Annotated in this window: 16 protein-coding genes and 1 pseudogene; 7 read left to right on the top strand and 10 right to left on the bottom strand. The window is 67.3% G+C overall.

The features are described 5' to 3' along the window. The 6 genes and pseudogenes from GBO37_RS05070 to GBO37_RS05045 all read left to right on the top strand — a co-directional run. Positions 1 to 297, top strand: a pseudogene (locus GBO37_RS05070) (hypothetical protein); the annotation flags it as partial. 8 nt (positions 298 to 305) lie between these two features. Further along, complete coding sequence (locus GBO37_RS05065) at positions 306 to 1,172, top strand: glycosyltransferase family 2 protein (RefSeq protein WP_371927490.1); 867 nt, start codon at positions 306 to 308, stop codon at positions 1,170 to 1,172. Between the two features lie 108 nt (positions 1,173 to 1,280). Next, positions 1,281 to 1,790 carry a bifunctional 3-hydroxydecanoyl-ACP dehydratase/trans-2-decenoyl-ACP isomerase gene (gene fabA / locus GBO37_RS05060; RefSeq protein WP_045983185.1) on the top strand — a complete coding sequence of 170 codons (510 nt, stop codon included), beginning with the start codon at positions 1,281 to 1,283 and terminating at the stop codon, positions 1,788 to 1,790. Positions 1,791 to 1,814: 24 nt separating this feature from the next. Then, the gene (gene fabB, locus GBO37_RS05055) at positions 1,815 to 3,044 is read left to right on the top strand and encodes a beta-ketoacyl-ACP synthase I (RefSeq protein WP_252927589.1); all 1,230 of its coding nucleotides are present in this window, start codon (positions 1,815 to 1,817) and stop codon (positions 3,042 to 3,044) included. A 16-nt stretch (positions 3,045 to 3,060) separates the two neighbouring features. Then, a complete protein-coding gene (locus GBO37_RS05050; protein ID WP_252927588.1) occupies positions 3,061 to 3,849 on the top strand; it encodes an enoyl-ACP reductase in 789 nt (262 codons plus the stop codon). A gap of 27 nt (positions 3,850 to 3,876) precedes the next feature. Next, positions 3,877 to 4,701 carry an alpha/beta fold hydrolase gene (locus GBO37_RS05045; RefSeq protein ID WP_252927587.1) on the top strand — a complete coding sequence of 275 codons (825 nt, stop codon included), beginning with the start codon at positions 3,877 to 3,879 and terminating at the stop codon, positions 4,699 to 4,701. On the opposite strand, the gene GBO37_RS05040 is transcribed toward GBO37_RS05045, so the two are convergent. Continuing rightward, entirely contained in the window at positions 4,698 to 6,182 is a 1,485-nt protein-coding gene (locus tag GBO37_RS05040) for an inorganic phosphate transporter (protein WP_252927586.1), read from the bottom strand. The genes GBO37_RS05045 and GBO37_RS05040 overlap by 4 nt on opposite strands. Before the next feature lie 187 nt (positions 6,183 to 6,369). Here GBO37_RS05040 and GBO37_RS05035 point away from each other — a divergent pair, with 187 nt between their 5' ends. Beyond that, positions 6,370 to 7,221 carry a sugar phosphate isomerase/epimerase gene (locus tag GBO37_RS05035; RefSeq protein ID WP_045983173.1) on the top strand — a complete coding sequence of 284 codons (852 nt, stop codon included), beginning with the start codon at positions 6,370 to 6,372 and terminating at the stop codon, positions 7,219 to 7,221. 114 nt (positions 7,222 to 7,335) lie between these two features. Here the strand turns inward: GBO37_RS05035 and GBO37_RS05030 are convergent, their stop codons facing one another. The 9 genes from GBO37_RS05030 to GBO37_RS04990 form a co-directional block, all read right to left on the bottom strand. Beyond that, on the bottom strand, positions 7,336 to 8,094 hold the full coding sequence (locus tag GBO37_RS05030; RefSeq protein WP_252927585.1) for a DUF1080 domain-containing protein: 759 nt from the start codon (positions 8,092 to 8,094) through the stop codon (positions 7,336 to 7,338). A gap of 56 nt (positions 8,095 to 8,150) precedes the next feature. Further along, complete coding sequence (locus GBO37_RS05025; protein ID WP_252927584.1) at positions 8,151 to 8,795, bottom strand: gluconate 2-dehydrogenase subunit 3 family protein; 645 nt, start codon at positions 8,793 to 8,795, stop codon at positions 8,151 to 8,153. Then, positions 8,795 to 10,483 carry a GMC oxidoreductase gene (locus tag GBO37_RS05020; protein WP_045983176.1) on the bottom strand — a complete coding sequence of 563 codons (1,689 nt, stop codon included), beginning with the start codon at positions 10,481 to 10,483 and terminating at the stop codon, positions 8,795 to 8,797. Before GBO37_RS05020 ends, GBO37_RS05025 begins: the two co-directional genes overlap by 1 nt. Before the next feature lie 33 nt (positions 10,484 to 10,516). Continuing rightward, positions 10,517 to 11,419 carry a hydroxypyruvate isomerase family protein gene (locus tag GBO37_RS05015; RefSeq protein WP_139598465.1) on the bottom strand — a complete coding sequence of 301 codons (903 nt, stop codon included), beginning with the start codon at positions 11,417 to 11,419 and terminating at the stop codon, positions 10,517 to 10,519. Positions 11,420 to 11,553: 134 nt separating this feature from the next. Next, on the bottom strand, positions 11,554 to 12,489 hold the full coding sequence (locus GBO37_RS05010) for an ABC transporter substrate-binding protein (RefSeq protein WP_139598464.1): 936 nt from the start codon (positions 12,487 to 12,489) through the stop codon (positions 11,554 to 11,556). A 27-nt stretch (positions 12,490 to 12,516) separates the two neighbouring features. After that, positions 12,517 to 13,512, bottom strand: coding sequence for an ABC transporter permease (locus tag GBO37_RS05005; RefSeq protein ID WP_148912060.1), 996 nt, complete (start codon positions 13,510 to 13,512; stop codon positions 12,517 to 12,519). Then, positions 13,509 to 15,026, bottom strand: coding sequence for a sugar ABC transporter ATP-binding protein (locus GBO37_RS05000; RefSeq protein WP_252927583.1), 1,518 nt, complete (start codon positions 15,024 to 15,026; stop codon positions 13,509 to 13,511). The genes GBO37_RS05005 and GBO37_RS05000 overlap by 4 nt, the downstream gene beginning before the upstream one ends. Further along, on the bottom strand, positions 15,023 to 16,129 hold the full coding sequence (locus tag GBO37_RS04995; protein ID WP_252927582.1) for a Gfo/Idh/MocA family protein: 1,107 nt from the start codon (positions 16,127 to 16,129) through the stop codon (positions 15,023 to 15,025). The genes GBO37_RS05000 and GBO37_RS04995 overlap by 4 nt, the downstream gene beginning before the upstream one ends. Then, positions 16,126 to 17,178: a sugar phosphate isomerase/epimerase gene (locus GBO37_RS04990; RefSeq protein WP_252927581.1), complete on the bottom strand. Its 1,053-nt coding sequence runs from the start codon at positions 17,176 to 17,178 to the stop codon at positions 16,126 to 16,128. Before GBO37_RS04990 ends, GBO37_RS04995 begins: the two co-directional genes overlap by 4 nt. Positions 17,179 to 17,184: the final 6 nt, after the last annotated feature.

The raw sequence follows: 17,184 nt of genomic DNA, 5'->3' as shown, positions 1-17,184 counted from the left end.
GCCACCGCGGGCGTCACCGGCCTGACCGCCGACGCCGCCGCGCAGGAGGCTGCCAGCGCCGCGCAGGACGCGGCAGAGGCCGCCGCCGAGACGGCCGATGCCGCCACCGTCGCCGCCCGGATCGAGGCGCTGCTGACCCCCGAGGGCTTCGACCGCGCCCAGGTCGACAGCATCATCGACGGCGCCGCCATCCCCGACACGCAGAAGCAGACGCTCAAGCAGTTGGTGTCGCAGGCAGAGGGCGRCCCCGCCCTGCTGGCCGCCGCGCTGGAGCAGGTCAAGGCGGTCATGCGCTGATGACGGTCCTGCCGATCCGGGACATGGCGCCGTTCCTGGCCGGGCGGCCCGCCGTCTTGGCCCGCGGACCGCTTGCCGTGATCCTGGTCGAGGACGACACCGCCGTCGCGGCGACGCTGCGCCATCATCTGGACCGGGGCTTTCGCCACATCCTGCTGATGTCGGACCAGCCGCAGGATCTGCCCGACGCGATGGCCGCGCAGGTCACGCAGCTGCGCTACGACCCGCGCAGGCCCGCGGCCCATGTCCAAGCGGTGAACGCGGTGATCCGCGCCGTGCCGACCGGCACCTGGCTTTACTACGGCTTCAACGCCGAGTTCCTGTTCTATCCCTTCTGCGAAACCCGAAGCGTCGGAGAGATGCTGGCCTTTCACACCGAGGAACGGCGCGCCGCGATGCTGTCCTATGTGATCGATCTTTATGCGGGCGATCTGCGGGCCTGCCCCGACGCGGTCGATCTTGACGGGGCGCTGTTCGACCGGACGGGATACTATGCCCTGGGCCGTCGCGGCGCGGACGGCCAGATCCGCGAACGCCAGCTGGACTTTCACGGCGGCCTGCGCTGGCGCTATGAGGAGTTCCTGCCGGCAGACCGTCGCCGCATCGACCGCATCGCGCTGTTCCGCGCCGCCCCCGGCCTGACGATGACCGCCGACCACCGCTTCTCGATCGAGGAGTACAACACCTACTCCTGTCCCTGGCACCACAACCTGACGGCCGCTGTGGCATCCTTTCGGGTCGCCAAGGCGCTGGTACGCAACCCCGGATCGCGCGAACAGGTCCGCGACATGACCTGGCGCAATTCGCACCGCTTCGACTGGACCAGCCAGCAGCTGATGGACCTGGGCCTGATGGAGCCGGGACAGTGGTTCTAGACGGCTGCGGCTTGCCCTTGCGCGGGTCTTGCCCCGGATGATAGACCCTGCGGCAACCTGAAAAACCGACCGGCCCGCAGGGGCTGCACAGATGAAGGCATGACCCGGATGGCATTGACCCAGACCAGCTTCGACCGCGACGACCTGCTTGCCTGCGCGCGCGGAGAACTGTTCGGCCCCGGAAATGCCCAGCTGCCCGAACCGCCCATGCTGATGATGGACCGCATCACCGACGTGTCCGAGGACGGCGGCGCGCATGGTAAGGGCCATATCGTCGCCGAATTCGACATCACGCCCGACCTGTGGTTCTTCGGCTGCCACTTTCCCGGCAACCCGATCATGCCCGGCTGCCTGGGCCTGGATGGGCTGTGGCAGCTGACCGGCTTCAACCTGGGCTGGCGCGGCTGGCAGGGGCGCGGTTACGCCCTGGGCGTCGGAGAGGTCAAGCTGACCGGCATGGTGCGGCCCGACCGCAAGATGCTGCGCTATACCGTCGATTTCACCAAGGCCGTCCAGACCCGTCGCCTGACCATGGGCGTGGCCGATGGCCGGGTCGAGGCGGACGGAGAGCTGATCTATCAGGTCAAGGACATGAAAGTGGCCCTGTCGGCCAGCTGACCCCACCCATTCAAGGAGGCCCCCATGCGTCGTGTCGTCATCACCGGGCTTGGTATCGTATCCCCCATCGGCAACAATGCCGACGAGGTCACTGACAGCCTGCGCGCGGGCAAGTCGGGCATCGTCTTCGCCCCCGAATATGCCGAGCACGGCTTTCGCAGCCAGGTCCACGGCATGCCGCAGATCGTGCTGGAGGACCATATCGACAAGCGCAACCTGCGCTTCATGGGTCCGGGTGCCGCCTACAACTTCCTGGCCATGGAACAGGCCATCAAGGACAGCGGCCTGGAGGAAGGCGACGTGTCGAACGAGCGCACCGGCCTGATCATGGGATCGGGCGGGCCGTCCACGTCGAACTTCTTTCTGGCGCATCAGACGGTGATCGAGAAGGGCAGCCCCAAGCGCATGGGCCCCTTCATGGTCACGCGCTGCATGTCCTCCACCAATTCGGCCTGCCTTGCCACGCCCTTCAAGATCAAGGGCGTGAACTACTCCATCACCTCGGCCTGCGCGACGTCGGCGCATTGCATCGGCAACGGGGTCGAGCAGATCCAGATGGGCAAGCAGGACATCGTCTTCGCCGGCGGCGGCGAAGAGCTGGACTGGACGCTGTCGTGCCTGTTCGACGCGATGGGCGCGATGTCGTCGAAATACAACGACACGCCCGAGACCGCGTCGCGCCCCTATGACGCGACGCGCGACGGGTTCGTGATCGCGGGCGGCGGCGGCGTCTTCGTGCTGGAGGAACTGTCCCACGCCCTGGCGCGCGGCGCCAAGATCTATGCCGAGGTTACGGGTTACGGCGCGACCAGCGACGGCTACGACATGGTTGCCCCCTCCGGCGAGGGCGGCGAGCGTGCGATGCGCGTGGCCATGTCCACCCTGCCCGAGGACCGAAAGGTCAGCTACATCAACGCGCACGGCACCTCGACGCCCGTGGGCGATCTGGGCGAAATCAAGGCCATCCGCCGCATCTTCGGCGAGGGGTCGACCCCGCCCGTCAGCTCGACAAAGTCGCTGACCGGGCATTCCTTGGGTGCGACCGGCGTTCACGAGGCGATCTATAGCCTGCTGATGTTGCAGAATGACTTCATCGCGGCCTCGGCGAACGTCACGACGCTGGACCCCGAGATTCAATCGGGCGAGATTGCGACCAGCCGCGTGGACAACGCCGGGTTGGATTCGGTCCTGTCGAACAGCTTCGGCTTTGGCGGCACGAATGCCACCCTGCTGATGTCGCGCTATCAGGACTGAGGCAAAGGACCAACGCATGGGCGATCTTCTGAAGGGCAAGCGCGGGCTTGTGATGGGGGTCGCCAACGAGCGGTCCATTGCCTGGGGCATCGCGCGCGCGCTGGCCGACCAGGGGGCAGAGCTGGCGTTCAGCTATCAGGGCGAGGCGTTCGGCAAGCGGGTCGAACCGCTGGCGGCCTCCGTCGGGTCGGACCTGCTGGTCGATGTGGACGTGACGAACGACGCGTCGCTGGACGCGGCCTTCGCCGCGCTGGCCGACCGGTGGGGGTCGATCGACTTCGTGATCCACGCCGTCGCCTTCTCCAACAAGGACGAGCTGACCGGCCGGTTCATGAACACCAGCCGCGCCAACTTCAAGCACAGCCTGGAGATCAGCTGCTACTCGCTGATCGAGGTCGCGCGCCGCGCCCATCCGCTGATGTCCGAGGGCGGGTCGATCATCACCCTGACCTATGGCGGGTCGAACCGCGTGACGCCGTTCTACAACGTCATGGGCGTCGCCAAGGCCGCGCTGGAAAGCAGCGTGCGGTATCTGGCCAACGACCTTGGCCCGGACGGCATCCGCGTGAACGCGATCAGCCCCGGCCCGATGAAGACGCTGGCAGGCGCGGCCATCGGCGGCGCGCGCAAGACCTTCCGCCACACCGAGGCCAATGCACCCTTGCGCGCCAACGCCACGCTGGAATCCATCGGCGGCACCGCGGTCTGGCTGCTGTCCGACTGGGGCGCCTGCACCACCGGAGAGATCGTGATGGTCGATGGCGGCTATCATGTGCTGGGCATGCCGCAGAGCGAGAACCTGTAGCGGCGATCACGACAGGGGGGCGGCGGCATGGCGGTTTTCACGGCGGGTGACGGGGCGCGCATCGCCTTTTCCGATCAGGGGACCGGCCTGCCCGTCCTGTGCCTGGCGGGCCTGACCCGCAGCATGTCCGATTTCGACTATGTCGCGCCGCACCTGACCGGGGTGCGCTTGATCCGCATGGATTATCGCGGCCGCGGCGCGTCCGAATGGACCGGGGCCGAAACCTATACCGTCCCGCGCGAGGCGCGCGATGCGATCGACCTGCTGGATCATTTGGGGATCGACCGTGCCGCGGTGCTGGGCACGTCGCGCGGCGGGCTGGTCGGCATGGTGCTGGCCGCGACCGCGCATGACCGCCTGTCAGGCCTGTGCCTGAACGATGTCGGCCCCGAGATCGCGCGTGCCGGGCTGGACCGGATCTTCGACTATGTCGGACGCAATCCGGCGGCTGCCAGCCATTCCGAACTGGCGGCGCGCCTGCCCGGGCTGATGCCGGGCTTTGCCGACGTGCCGCCGGGACGCTGGCTGGAGGACGTGCGCCGCCATTACCGCGAAACGCCGGAGGGGTTGGGCATCACCTATGACCCCGCCCTGCGAGAGGCGTTCCTGGCCGCGTTCCAGGGCGATCCGGTCGATCTCTGGCCGTTGTGGCAGGCGACGGCCGGCTTGTCGGTCGCMCTGATCCGGGGGGCGAATTCGGACCTTCTGTCGCCTGCGGTGGCCGCGCGCATGAAGGACATGCGCCCGGACCTGATCCTGGCCGAGGTGCCCGGCCGCGCCCATATCCCCTGGCTGGACGAGGCCCCTGCCCTGGACGCGATCCGGCGCTGGCTGGCGGCCTGCGGCGCCTAGCCGCCGATCGCCCGCAGCGCCCAGAACAGCGCCCCCGACAGGGCCGCCGCCGCCGGAACCGTGACGACCCAGGCCGCGCCGATGGTCAGCACATGCGACCGGCGCACCAGCTTGCGGCGGCGACGCTCCTCGGGGGCGGTGCGGGGGCGTTCGGGGGCCTGACCCTGCACGGCGCGGGCGCGGCGTGCCGCGTCCCATTCGCGAAAGAAGCCCACCCCGAAGATCGCACCGACGGCGATGTGGGTCGAACTGACCGGCAGACCCAGCCAGCTGGCCAGGATCACCGTCAGCGCCGCCGACAGCGACACGCAATAGGCACGCATCGGGTTCAGCTTGGTGATCTGGCTGCCGACCATGCGGATCAGCTTGGGTCCGAACAGGAACAGACCGAATGACAGGCCGAACGCCCCGATCAGCATCACCCAAAGCGGGATCGCCACGGTCTCGGCCGTGCCGCCCGATCCCAGGGCCTGCACGATGGCGGCCAGCGGCCCGACGGCATTGGCCACGTCATTGGCACCATGCGCAAAGGACAGCAGCGCGGCCGACACGACCAGCGGGATGCCGAACAGCACCTTGAGCGACTTGTTGCGGTTCTCCAGCCCGCGCGACTGGCGGCGGATCACCGGGATCATGACGACCCAGCAGACCAGGCCCAGCACCGCGCCGATCATCAGCGCCCCGGAAAAGGTCACGTCGACGATCCGGCTGAGACCCTTCAGCGCCAGATAGGCCGCGAACGCGCCCGCCATGATGCCGATCAGGACCGGCACCCAGACGCGCGCGGCCGCGATCTTGTCGTTGCGATAGATGATGCGCGCCTTGATGAACCACAGGAAGGCCGCGGCGATCAGCCCGCCCAGCACCGGAGAGATCACCCAGCTGGCCGCAATGGTCGCCATCGTGGGCCAGTTGACCGCGCCGAACCCTGCCGCGGCGATGCCCGCGCCCATCACGCCGCCGACGATGGAGTGGGTGGTGGAGACCGGTGCGCCGATCCAGGTCGCCAGGTTCACCCACAGCGCAGATGACAGCAGCGCCGCCATCATCGCCCAGACGAAGATGCCTTCGGTCCCGATCGTCTGCGGATCGATGATCCCGCGAGAGATGGTGCTGACCACGTCGCCGCCCGCGATAAGCGCGCCTGCGGTCTCGAACACGGCGGCGATGGCGATGGCGCCCCCCATGGTCAGCGCATTCGCGCCGACCGCCGGGCCCATGTTGTTGGCCACATCGTTGGCGCCGATGTTCAGCGCCATGTAGGCGCCGAAGATCGCCGCGACCACGACGATCATCGTGTTGTCGGTCTGTCCGAAGGCGACCATCGCCCCCAGCCCGGCCAGCAGCACGAAGGCCAGCGCGACGCCCGGCGCGACCAGCGGGCGCGCGACATAGGCGGTAGCGTTTTCCAGCGCCGAGAACCGCCCCAGGTCGCGGTCCAGCGTATCGAGATGTCGGGCTTCCAGGTCGTTTTGGGCCATGATGTCCTCTGGTTGGCGCAGCGGGGGCCTAGGGCGAAACGGCGCTCAGCGCAAGCATTGCGGCGGCAGGGTGCCGATCCGGGCAGCAAAAAGCCGGGCCTGTGTGAATGTAATCCTTTTCAGAAGTAATGAAATCCATTACATCTATGGACAACCCCCGGAGGAGCGGGGACCAGAGGAGAAGATCATGACATTTGCAAGAACCGCCCTGATCGGTGGACTGGCCACGTTGGTGGCACCGATGGCGATGGCCCAGGATGCGGCCACGTCCGACCTGCCCATCGCGGTCCAGATGTATACGCTGCGCGACCACGGCACGCTGGATGACCAGCTGGCCGCCGTCCAGGCGGCGGGCGTGACCGCGGTGGAGACCGTCGGTATGCAGGACAGCACCGCCGAGGACCTGTCGGCCAAACTGCAGGAATACGGGATCGAGGCGATCTCGACCCATGCCCAGCTGGCCGATCTGCGCGCCGACGCGCAGGCGGTGATCGATTTCAACAAGGCGATCGGCAACGACGTCATCACCGTCCCCTATCTGGCCGAGGAGGACCGCCCTGCGGATGCCGCCGGCTGGACCGCCCTGGGCGAGGAGCTGGCCGCGCTCAGCGAGACGCTGGAGGCGGCGGACATGACGCTGGCCTATCACAACCACGATTTCGAGATGGTCGAGTTCGACGGCCGCACCGCGCTGGAGATCATGATGGAGGCCGCGGGCGAGGACGTCATGGCCGAGCTGGACCTGGCATGGGTCGCGCGCGGCGGGTTGGACCCGGTCGAGTATCTGGGCCGTTTCGACGACCGCGTCTTTGCGATCCACGCCAAGGACAACGCCCCCGAGGGCGAGGCCGAGGACGAGCGGGGCTTCAAGGCGCTTGGCGAAGGCACGCTGGACTGGGCCGCGATCCTGCCCGCCGCCGAGGAGGCCGGCGCGCAGTGGTACATCATCGAGCATGACCAGCCCCTGGATGCCGCCGAGGTCGTGATGACCGGTGCCACCTTCCTGACGGAAAACCTGCCGGACAGCGCCACGCGCTGAACCCTCCCTGCCGGACAGGTTGACTGGGGCCGCGACATCGTCGCGGCCCCTTTTTCCGTATCGCGATGCCGCGTGGCGATGCCGGGGCCCGCCGCGGGGGCGGACCCGGCCGGATCACATCGGGCGGACCCAGATGTTGCGGAAGCTGACATCCGCGTCATGGTCCTGCAGCTGGATCGGCGCGCAGTCATGCGCCTCGTATGCCGGATAGCCGATCCATTCGGTCACACCTTGGATCTGGGCGTGGTTCTGCACCACGACGCCGTTGTGCAGGACGGTGACATGGGCCGGACGGCGCAGCGCGCCTTCGTCCGAAAACATCGGCGCCTGGAAGATGATGTCGTAGGTCTGCCATTCTTCGGGTGCGCGCGAGGCGTTCACCAGCGGCAGGTGCTGCTTGTAGATCGACCCCGCCTGCCCGTTCGCATAGGTCGGGTTCTCGAAGCTGTCCAGAACCTGCACCTCATAGCGGCTCTGCAGGAAGATGCCGCTGTTGCCGCGGTCCTGGCTGTCATGCCCCTCGTTGTTCGGCGGAGAGCGCCATTCGACATGCAGCTGCACGTCGCAGAAGCTTTCCGTGGTGCGGATGTCGCCCGATCCGCGCGCGACGCGCATCGCGCCGTCCTCGACGACCCACTCGGCGGCGCCGCCGTTCACGGATTCCCACCTGTCCAGGTTCGTCCCGTCGAACAGCACGACCGCGTCCGACGGCGGCTCGCCCTCGGGGGTCTGGACCAACCGCGGCTCGGGGCCCGCGATCTCGGTCACGCGGGACTGGGCCTGGCGTTCCTCGCGCGTCGGCTCGGGGGCGTCCTGGGCCAGGGCGGGGGCGGCCAACGCCAGCAGCGCGGCCATCGATGTCATCAGTTTCATGGCAATATCCTTTGCGAAAGAATGCGGCCCCGGACATGCCGGGGCCGTTGGCGGGATCACGTGGCCCAGGCCGGGCCGCCGTCGTATTCCAGATCGCCGATGTACTCGCCCGGCACCGGCTCATAGCGCAGCACCTGCGTCGCACCGACTTCGGAGGTGAAGAACCCGACCAGCGTCAGCTGCTGGATCGGCGTGAACCAGTGCAGCGCCGGCAGGTCCGCCTCGGTCTGGGCCTGCGCGGTGGCCGCGGTGTCAGCCGACTGCTGCTGGTCGCGGGCCTGGATGCGCATCTCCTCCTTGGCCTGGGCCACGACGGCAGCCTGGGCGCTGGCGGCGACCATGGCCTCCTGCAGCATCTGCTGGCGCTCCTCGGCGGTCAGGTCCTCGAACGGCTTGCCGAACTGTGCCTGGGCCTCGGATTTCAGCGTGTCGATGCTGTCGCGGAACGCCGCCTGCTCCTCGGCGTCATAGCAGTCGCTGACGAACTGGGTCATGAAGGCGCCCACGCCCGCATCCTTGGCGCCCGGCGTGTCGGTGGCGGGAATGATCGTTTCGGCCACCTCGTCCAGGAAGGCCGCATCCTCGGGGGTGAAGAGGTTCTCTCCGGTCTCGGTCGGGACATAGGCCATCACCCGGCCCGCACCCAGCATGGCCGTCCCGGTGACGGCGGCGATCATCGTCAGAAGGTCGCGACGGTTCATCACAGATCTCCGTTCTTGAGGGCTTTGACGGCGTGATCCGCCGCACGCGCGGTAAGCGCCATGTAGGTCAGCGACGGGTTCACGCAGCTGGCCGAAGTCATGCAGGCCCCGTCCGTCACATAGACGTTCGGCGCATCCCACACCTGGTTGTTGCCGTTCAGGACCGAGGTCTTCGGATCGCGGCCCATGCGTGCCGTGCCCATCTCGTGGATGCCCATGCCGGGGGCATAATCGCGGTCGACCGGCTTGACGTCCTTGACCCCGGCGGCCTCCAGGATGTCGACGGCGTCCTGCTTCATGTCCTCGCGCATGCGCATCTCGTTCTCGCGCAGGTCGACGCTGACGGACAGGACCGGCAGGCCCCACTTGTCCGTCGTGCCCCGGTCAAGCGAGATGGCGTTGTCGTGATAGGGCAGCATCTCGCCAAAGCCGGTCATGCCGATGGTCCAGTTGCCCGGCGTCGACAGGGCCTGCTTCAGGTCCGCACCGATGTTCAGTTCGGCAATGTCGCGCTGCCAGCCTTGGCGGCTGGCCGATCCCTGATAGCCGAAGCCACGGGTATAGGGCCGCTCCTCGCCGTCGATGTTGCGGAAACGCGGGATGTAGAAGCCCGCCGGACGGCGCCCGAAGTAGTACTTGTCGTCGAACCCCTCGACCCGGCCCTCGGCGCCGACGCGGAAGTGGTGGTCCATGACGTTGTGGCCCAGCTCGCCCGACGACGACCCCAGGCCGCCTTCCCAGACATCGGTCGCCGAGTTCATCAGCACCCAGGTCGAATTGAAGCTGGAGGCGTTCAGGAACACCACGTCTGCGGTGTATTCATAGGTCATGTTCGTCTCGGCATCGATGATCTCGACACCGGTCGCGCGCTTGCGGTCCTTGTCGTAGAGGACCTCCTTGACGATCGAGAACGGCCGCAGCGTCAGGTTGCCCGTGGCCATCGCGGCGGGCAGCGTCGCGGACTGGGTGCTGAAATAGGCGCCATAGGGGCAGCCCAGCCAGCACTTGTTGCGATACTGACAGGCGACGCGGTTCTGGTCGGGCAGCGCCTCGGTGATGTTGGCCACGCGGCTGTTGATTAGGTACCGCTTGCCGCCAAAGGCATTGCGCAGGCGTGCGGCCACGTCCTTTTCGACGATGTTCAGCGGGATGGGCGGCAGGAACTGCCCGTCGGGCAGGATGTCCAGCCCCTCGTTCGTTCCCGAGATGCCGGCAAAGCGTTCGGCATGGTCGTACCACGGCGCGATGTCGGCATAGCGGATCGGCCAGTCGGTCGCGATCCCCTCGCGTTCGTTGGCGGTGAAGTCGGTGTCCGAGAAGCGATAGGACTGGCGACCCCACATCAGGCTGCGCCCGCCGACGTGATAGCCCCGGAACCAGTCAAAGCGCTTGGCCTCGACATAGGGGTTTTCCTGCTCGTTGGCCCACATGCCGAAGGTCTGCTCGTTCAGGGGATAGTCGCGCGACAGGACGGGATAGTTGTCCTTCATCTCCATGGTCGCGGTGCCGCGGTGGGGATAGTCCCAGGCCTCCTTGTCCGCGTTCACATAGTCGGTCAGATGCTCGATGTTGCGGCCGCGCTCCAGCATCAGGACCTTCAGGCCCTTCTCCGTCAGCTCCTTTGCGGCCCACCCGCCGCTGATGCCCGATCCGACGACGATCGCGTCGTAATGCATGTTGTCTGCCATCTGGCGTTCCTTTCTAGAAATTGCTTGAGGCGTTCAGACGTCGCAGGTCAGCACCGCGTCGCGCAGCGATGCGGCGGCGGCCTGCGGGGCGGGGTCGCGCGGGATGAACTCCTGCGCCACCCAACCCTGATAGCCCGTGTCCCGGATCGCCCTGCAGATCGCGGGATAGTTCAGTTCCTGACTGTCGTCGGGGTCGTTGCGGCCGGGATTGCCGGCGGTGTGGTAATGCCCGAACCAGCGATGGTCGCGCATGATGGTGCGGATCACGTCGCCCTCCATGATCTGCATGTGGTAGATGTCATAGAGCAGCTTGAACTGCGGGCTTTGCAGCCGTTCGCACAGCGCCACGCCCCATGCGCTGCGGTCGCACATGTAATCGGGATGATTGACGCGGCTGTTCAGCAGCTCCATCTGCAGCACGACCCCGGCATCGCGGGCGGCAGGCAGGATGCGCGACAGGCCCTCGGCGCAATGGCGCAGGCCGTCTTCGTCGGACATGCCCCGGCGGTTGCCGCTGAAGCAGATCAGGTTCACATGCCCCGCCTCCGCGACCAGCGGGATGTGACGCAGATAGCGTTCGGTCAGTTCGTCGTGGTTGGCAGGGTCCGCCCAGCCATCCTCTAGGCTGATCTCGGCGCCGTTGCACATCGAACTGGCCAGCCCGTGTTCGGCCAGCACCGGCCAGTCGTCCGGACCGCACAGGTCGATCGCGCCCAGGCCGGTCTGGCGGGCCAGCTGGCACAGGTCGGCCAGCGGCAGGTCGCCAAAGGTCCAGCGCGCCACGGAATGGTTGATGTTTCCCTGCAACCCCGCAGGCTGCGCATCCTGGGCCATCAGGGGCACCGCCCCCAGCCCCGCTCCAAGCGCCGCGAGGCCGCTAGCGCCGTGAAACAGTCCGCGCCGGGTCATGGTCGCGCGGTCCGACAGATCGGTCATGGTTATCCTCCCTTTGATGCAGGCCCCGGCCACGCCCGCGGGCGAAATATGAAACCGTTTACATTTCGGGGCGGAACGACCCCCTCCTCCGGGGTCGGAATGCGGCGCGGGTCACATCCCGCGCCGCGTCGTCGTCAGTACGGGCTGTCTTCGAAATAGAAGCTCTCGGCGTTCTCCGGGGTGATCAGCTCGGAGGCGATGATGAATTCGCCCGACATGGGCGCGCCGGAGGTCAGGCCCAAAGCGGTCATCTCGATCGCGGTCGAGATCATCGCCGGCGGATAGGTCACGTTCACCGGCACCGTCGGATCGCCGTCCTGGATGCGCTGGACCATTTCCTTCATCCCGGCGCCGCCGACGACGAACATCTCCTCGGTGCGGCCGGCCTGGTCGATGGCCGCCAGCGCGCCCACGGCCATGTCGTCATCCGCCGCCCACACCGCATCGATCTCGGGGAAGCGCGACAGCCAATCCTGCATCAGGTTGAAGGCCGTGTCGCGGTTCCAATTGCCGTGATCCATGGCCAGCACCTCGATGCCCGACCCTTCCAGCGCAGCCTCGAAACCCGCCACGCGCTCGTTGTCGACGGTGGAGGCGATGCCGCGCATCACGACGACCTTTGCACCCTCGTCCAGGGTATCGGCGAAATACGTTCCTGCGGTGCGGCCGAAGCTGTCGTTGTCGCCTGCGACATACAGGTTCTCGATGCCCTCCTGGGCCAGGCCGCGGTCGACAACGGTGACCCAGACGCCGCTGTCGGCGATGCGCTGGATCGGGCCGGTCAGGGGCTCGGATTCGAAGGGCAGGACGACCAGTGCGTCGATGCCGCGGGTGGCCACCATGTCCTCAAGGTCCGACACCTGCTGCCCGGGATCGGAGGTCGTGGTCAGCACGAATTCCAGATCGGGGTTCGCCTCGGACAGCCGCGCGACGGTGCGTTCGGCGTGAAAGTTCAGCGCCCCCGCCCAGCCATGCGTCGCCGCCGGGATCGAGATGCCGATGGTTTCCGACAGCGCCGGGACAGCGGTCAGGCCCATCAGGGCGGTCGTGGCAATCAGGGTCTTTCTCATGGTGGTTACTCCTCCCACAGGTGAAAATCAGCGTGCGGCGCCAGTGTTTCGCTGCAGCACGACGGCAAGGATGATGACGACGCCCTGGATGGCACCGTTCAGATAGGGGCTGACGAAGTCGGTCAGGTTCAGCAGGTTGCCGATCAGCGACAGGATCAGGACCCCCACGACCGTGCCCCAGACCCGGCCGAAGCCGCCCTTCAGCAGGGTGCCGCCGATGATCACCGCGGCGATCGCCTCCAACTCCCACAGCAGGCCCGTGGTGGCGGATGCCGATCCAAGGCGCGGCACGTACATCACGACCGCGATGCCGACCAGCGTGCCCAGCAGGACATAGGTCATCAACCGCACCCGCAGCACCGCGACCGAGGAATAGCGCGCGACCTTCTCGTTCGAGCCGATGGCGGCGCAGTGGCGGCCGAAGGCGGTGTGGCGCATGGTGATCTCTCCCAGGATCGCCAGCACGGCAAAGACGATGATGGGCCAGCTGATCCCCAGGATGCCCTCGTAGTAGACGGGGCGGTACAGCTCGCGCATCTCATAGCCCAGGGACAGCGTGCCGCCGTCGGCCAGCCAGGTCACCAGGCTGCGATAGATGCCCATCGTGCCCAGGGTCAGGATGAACGCCTCGATGCCGGCGCGGGTGATCAGGATGCCGTTGATGAAGCCCGCGGCCAGTCCCGTGAACAGCGCCAGCGCGATGCCGATCAGGATGACGGGCAGCCCGCCGCCCATGCTTTCGGTCAGCATGTTCATCACCAGGATCATCAGCCCGGCGACAAAGGCCGCCATCGACCCGACGGACAGGTCCAGCCCGCCCGCGGTGATGACGAAGGTCATGCCGATGGCGATGATGCCGATGAAGGCCGACCGCGCCAGGACGTTCGTGATGTTGGCAAAGCTGAGGAAGTTCGGGTTCAGCGCCATGCCGATCAGGACCAGCACGATCAGCGCCACGATGGGCGCGACGACGGCCAGATTGACCCTGGGACGCCGGGTCGGGGCGGTGGTTGCCATGCTCATGCGGCGCTGTCCTTTTCATGTCCGCCCTGGGAATGGTCCATCCCCATGGCCAGACGCACGATATTGCCCTCGGTCACGGCCGCGTCGGCCAGTTCGCCCACGATGCGACCAGCGTGCATGACGACCACGCGGCTGGCCAGACCGATCAGTTCGGGCATTTCCGAGGAGATGACGATGATGCTGCGGCCTTCGGCGGCCAACCGTGCGATCAGGGTATAGATCTGCTGCTTGGTGCCGATGTCGATGCCGCGGGTGGGTTCGTCGATGATGACCACCTGGGGGTCCGACAGCAGGGTCTTGGCCAACAGCAGCTTCTGCTGGTTGCCGCCCGACAGATCGCCCACCGCCATGCCGCGTTCGGGCGCGCGGATCGCGAAGTCGGCGATGGCCGTGTCCAGCGCGGCCTCCTCGCGCTTGCGGTCGATCAGGGGGCTGCCGAACCGGTCCAGCTGGCCCAGGGTCAGGTTCTCGCGAAGCGTCTTGTCCAGCAACAGACCCGCGCCCTTGCGGTCCTCGGTCAGATAGACCAGGCCGGCCCGCATCGCCTGCGCGACGTGGTTGGCGGGCAGGTCCTGCCCCTTCAGGCGCACGGTGCCGCTGCGCGGGCGCAGGCCCGCGATGGCCTCGGCCAGTTCGGTGCGCCCCGATCCGACCAGGCCGCCGATGCCAAGCACCTCGCCCCGGTGCAGCACCAGGGACGCGTCATGGACCACACCGGGCACGCTGACGCCCTGCGCCTCCAGGATCGGCTCGGCCCCGTGGGCGGCCTTGGGCGGGAACAGGTCCGACAGCTCGCGCCCGACCATGGCGGTGGCCATGTCGTCTTCGGTGACATCGGCGGTCAGGTCCGACCGCACCATCGTGCCATCGCGCAGGACCGTCACGCGGTCGGCGATGCGCTTGACCTCACCAAGCTTGTGCGAGGTGTACAGGATCGCCACCCCTTCCGCCCGCAGGCGGTCGATCTGGGCGAACAGCACCTCGGTCTCGCGTTCGGTCAGCACGGCGGTCGGTTCGTCCATGATCAAGACGCGCGCCTTGCGCGACAGGGCCTTGGCGATCTCGACCATCTGCTTGTCGGGGACCGAGATGCGGTTGACCGGCGTGCCCGGATCGACCCGGCACTGCAGCTGACCCAGCAGATCGGCCGTCTGCGCCCGCATCGCCTTGTGATCCAGCAGCAGCCCGCGCCGCAGTTCGCGGCCCAGAAAGACGTTCTGGTCGACCGACAGGTGTTCGGCCAGGTTGAACTCCTGATGGATCATGATGATGCCCAGATCCTCGGCCTCGTCCGACCCGGCAAAGGTGATGGGCTTGCCCTGCCACGTCACCTGCCCGCCCGTGGGGTCCAGGTATCCGGCCAGGATCTTCATCGTAGTGGACTTGCCTGCGCCGTTCTCGCCGATCAGGGCGTGGACCTCTCCGGGATGCAGGGCGAAATCGACGCCGTGCAGGATCTCGATGGGACCAAAGGACTTGGTGACGCCGTTCAGCGCCAGGATGGGATCGGTCATGGCGTCACCTGGACCCAGGCCGCATCCGCCGCGTTCGACCGGATGCAGGCGTCGATGAACTGCAACCCCTCCAGCCCGTCGCGGACGCCGGGAAGGGTGTCGGGCATGGTGCCGCTGCGGATCGCCTGCGCGGCCTCGGCATAAAGGTTCGCGAACCCCTCAAGGTATCCTTCCGGATGGCCCGGGGGCACGCGGCTGCCGTCCTGGGTGCTGCCCGGCCCGGCGCGGCGCAGGATCTGTGCCGGCTTGCCGAAGGGGGTGTATCTCAGCGTCTCGGGCGTGTCGTGCTGCCATTCCAGGCCGCCCTTGTCGCCATAGACCCGCAGCCGCAGGCCGTTCTCCGTTCCCGGCGCCACCTGCGAGGCCCACAGCATCCCCTTGGCCCCCGACGCATAGCGCAGCAGGATATGCGCGTTGTCGTCCAGCCTGCGGCCGGGGACGAAGCTGGTCAGGTCCGCAGCCAGCCGGTCGGGCAATTCGCCAGTAACGAACCGCGCCAACTGGAACGCGTGCGTGCCGATGTCGCCGATCGCGCCGCCGGCGCCCGCGCGCTCCGGGTCGCCGCGCCATGCGGCCTGCTTGCTGTCCGTGTCCTGGGTCAGCCAATCCTGGGCGTATTCGACCTGGACCAGCCGCAGCGTGCCCAGATCGCCGCGCGCGATCATTGCCCGGGCCTGCCGGATCTGGGGATAGGCGGAATAGTTGTGCGTCAGGATGAACAGCGCATCGGACCGCCCGGCCAGGTGGGCCAAGGCCTGCGCCTGATCCAGCGTCGCGGTCATCGGCTTGTCGCAGATGACATGGATGCCCTGTTCCAGAAAGGCGCGTGACACGGGTTCATGCAGGTGGTTCGGGGTGCAGACCGACACGGCCTCGATCCCGTCGGGACGGGCAGCCTCGTCACGTGCCATCTGGCGGAAATCGCCATAACTGCGGGTGATGCCCAAGGCACGCGCACTCTCGGCCGCGCGCGTCTCGTCCGAGGACAGGGCGCCGGCGATCAGGTCGAACCGGCCGTCCAGCCGCGCGGCGATGCGATGGACGTTGCCGATCATCGCCCCCTCGCCGCCCCCGACCATGCCCAGACGGATCGGGCGGTTCATCGGGACAGCCCCAGCATGCGGCGGTTGGCTTCCATGTCGGCACCCCCATCGGCGAAATCGTCAAAAGCGCGGTCGGTCACGCGGATGATGTGGTCGCGCACGAAGGCCGCCCCTTCGCGGGCGCCGTCCTCGGGGTGCTTGATCGCGCATTCCCATTCGACCACGGCCCAGCCGTCGAACCCCATCACCGCCAGCTTGGAAAAGATCGCGTCGAAATCGACCTGACCGTCGCCCAGGCTGCGGAAGCGGCCGGCGCGCTGCGCCCAAGGCTGAAATCCGCCATAGACGCCCTGCCGACCAGTCGGGTTGAATTCGGCGTCCTTGACATGGACCATGCCGATCCTGTCGGCATAGATGTCCAGGTTCTCAAGATAATCAAGCTGCTGCAGCAGGTAGTGCGACGGATCATACAGCATCTTGGCCCGCGGATGCTGGTCCAGACGGTCCAGGAACATCTCGAAGGTGACACCGTCGTGCAGGTCTTCTCCGGGATGGATCTCGAAGCAGATGTCGACACCGCGGCTGTCGGCATGGTCCAGGATCGGACGCCAGCGGGCGGCCAGTTCGTCGAATGCCGCCTCGACCAAGCCCGCGGGGCGCTGCGGCCAGGGATAGAAGTATGGCCAGGCCAGCGCGCCCGAGAACGCCGCCATCCGGTCAAGGCCAAGGTTGGCCGACGCATCGATGGTCTTGCGCATCTGGTCCACCGCCCATGCCTGACGGGCCGTCGGATTGCCCCGCAGCGTGGCCGGGGCGAACCCGTCGAACGCCTCGTCAAAGGCCGGATGGACGGCGACCAGCTGACCCTGGATATGGGCCGACAGTTCGGTGATGGCCAAACCGTTGGCTTGCCCCTTCAGATCGTCGCAATACGTGGTCGAGGTCGCGGCCAGATCCAGGTCGATCAGTGCCTCCGCCCCCGACGGCACCTGTACGCCCAGATAGCCGCAATCGGCAGCCCATGCCGTGATGGCGCCAAAGCTGTCGAACGGTGCCTGCGGGCCCACAAATTGGGCCAGGAAAAGGCCGGGGCCCTTGATCGTCTTCATACATCC

The sequence above is a fragment of the Paracoccus sp. 08 genome, from assembly GCF_024105395.1.
Classification (GTDB): Bacteria; Pseudomonadota; Alphaproteobacteria; order Rhodobacterales; family Rhodobacteraceae; genus Paracoccus; species Paracoccus marcusii.
Note: the sequence above shows the minus strand (reverse complement) of the source record. Positions and strands in the feature narration are given on the sequence as shown.

Coding starts and splice junctions, on each gene's coding strand:
- GBO37_RS05000 (WP_252927583.1), bottom strand. CDS start 15,026: ATGACCGATCCCATCCTGGCGCTGAACGGCGTCACCAAGTCCTTTGGT.
- GBO37_RS05050 (WP_252927588.1), top strand. CDS start 3,061: ATGGGCGATCTTCTGAAGGGCAAGCGCGGGCTTGTGATGGGGGTCGCC.
- GBO37_RS05010 (WP_139598464.1), bottom strand. CDS start 12,489: ATGAGAAAGACCCTGATTGCCACGACCGCCCTGATGGGCCTGACCGCT.
- GBO37_RS05005 (WP_148912060.1), bottom strand. CDS start 13,512: ATGAGCATGGCAACCACCGCCCCGACCCGGCGTCCCAGGGTCAATCTG.
- fabA (WP_045983185.1), top strand. CDS start 1,281: ATGGCATTGACCCAGACCAGCTTCGACCGCGACGACCTGCTTGCCTGC.
- GBO37_RS05025 (WP_252927584.1), bottom strand. CDS start 8,795: ATGAACCGTCGCGACCTTCTGACGATGATCGCCGCCGTCACCGGGACG.
- GBO37_RS04990 (WP_252927581.1), bottom strand. CDS start 17,178: ATGAAGACGATCAAGGGCCCCGGCCTTTTCCTGGCCCAATTTGTGGGC.
- GBO37_RS05040 (WP_252927586.1), bottom strand. CDS start 6,182: ATGGCCCAAAACGACCTGGAAGCCCGACATCTCGATACGCTGGACCGC.
- fabB (WP_252927589.1), top strand. CDS start 1,815: ATGCGTCGTGTCGTCATCACCGGGCTTGGTATCGTATCCCCCATCGGC.
- GBO37_RS05035 (WP_045983173.1), top strand. CDS start 6,370: ATGACATTTGCAAGAACCGCCCTGATCGGTGGACTGGCCACGTTGGTG.
- GBO37_RS05030 (WP_252927585.1), bottom strand. CDS start 8,094: ATGAAACTGATGACATCGATGGCCGCGCTGCTGGCGTTGGCCGCCCCC.
- GBO37_RS04995 (WP_252927582.1), bottom strand. CDS start 16,129: ATGAACCGCCCGATCCGTCTGGGCATGGTCGGGGGCGGCGAGGGGGCG.
- GBO37_RS05020 (WP_045983176.1), bottom strand. CDS start 10,483: ATGGCAGACAACATGCATTACGACGCGATCGTCGTCGGATCGGGCATC.
- GBO37_RS05015 (WP_139598465.1), bottom strand. CDS start 11,419: ATGACCGATCTGTCGGACCGCGCGACCATGACCCGGCGCGGACTGTTT.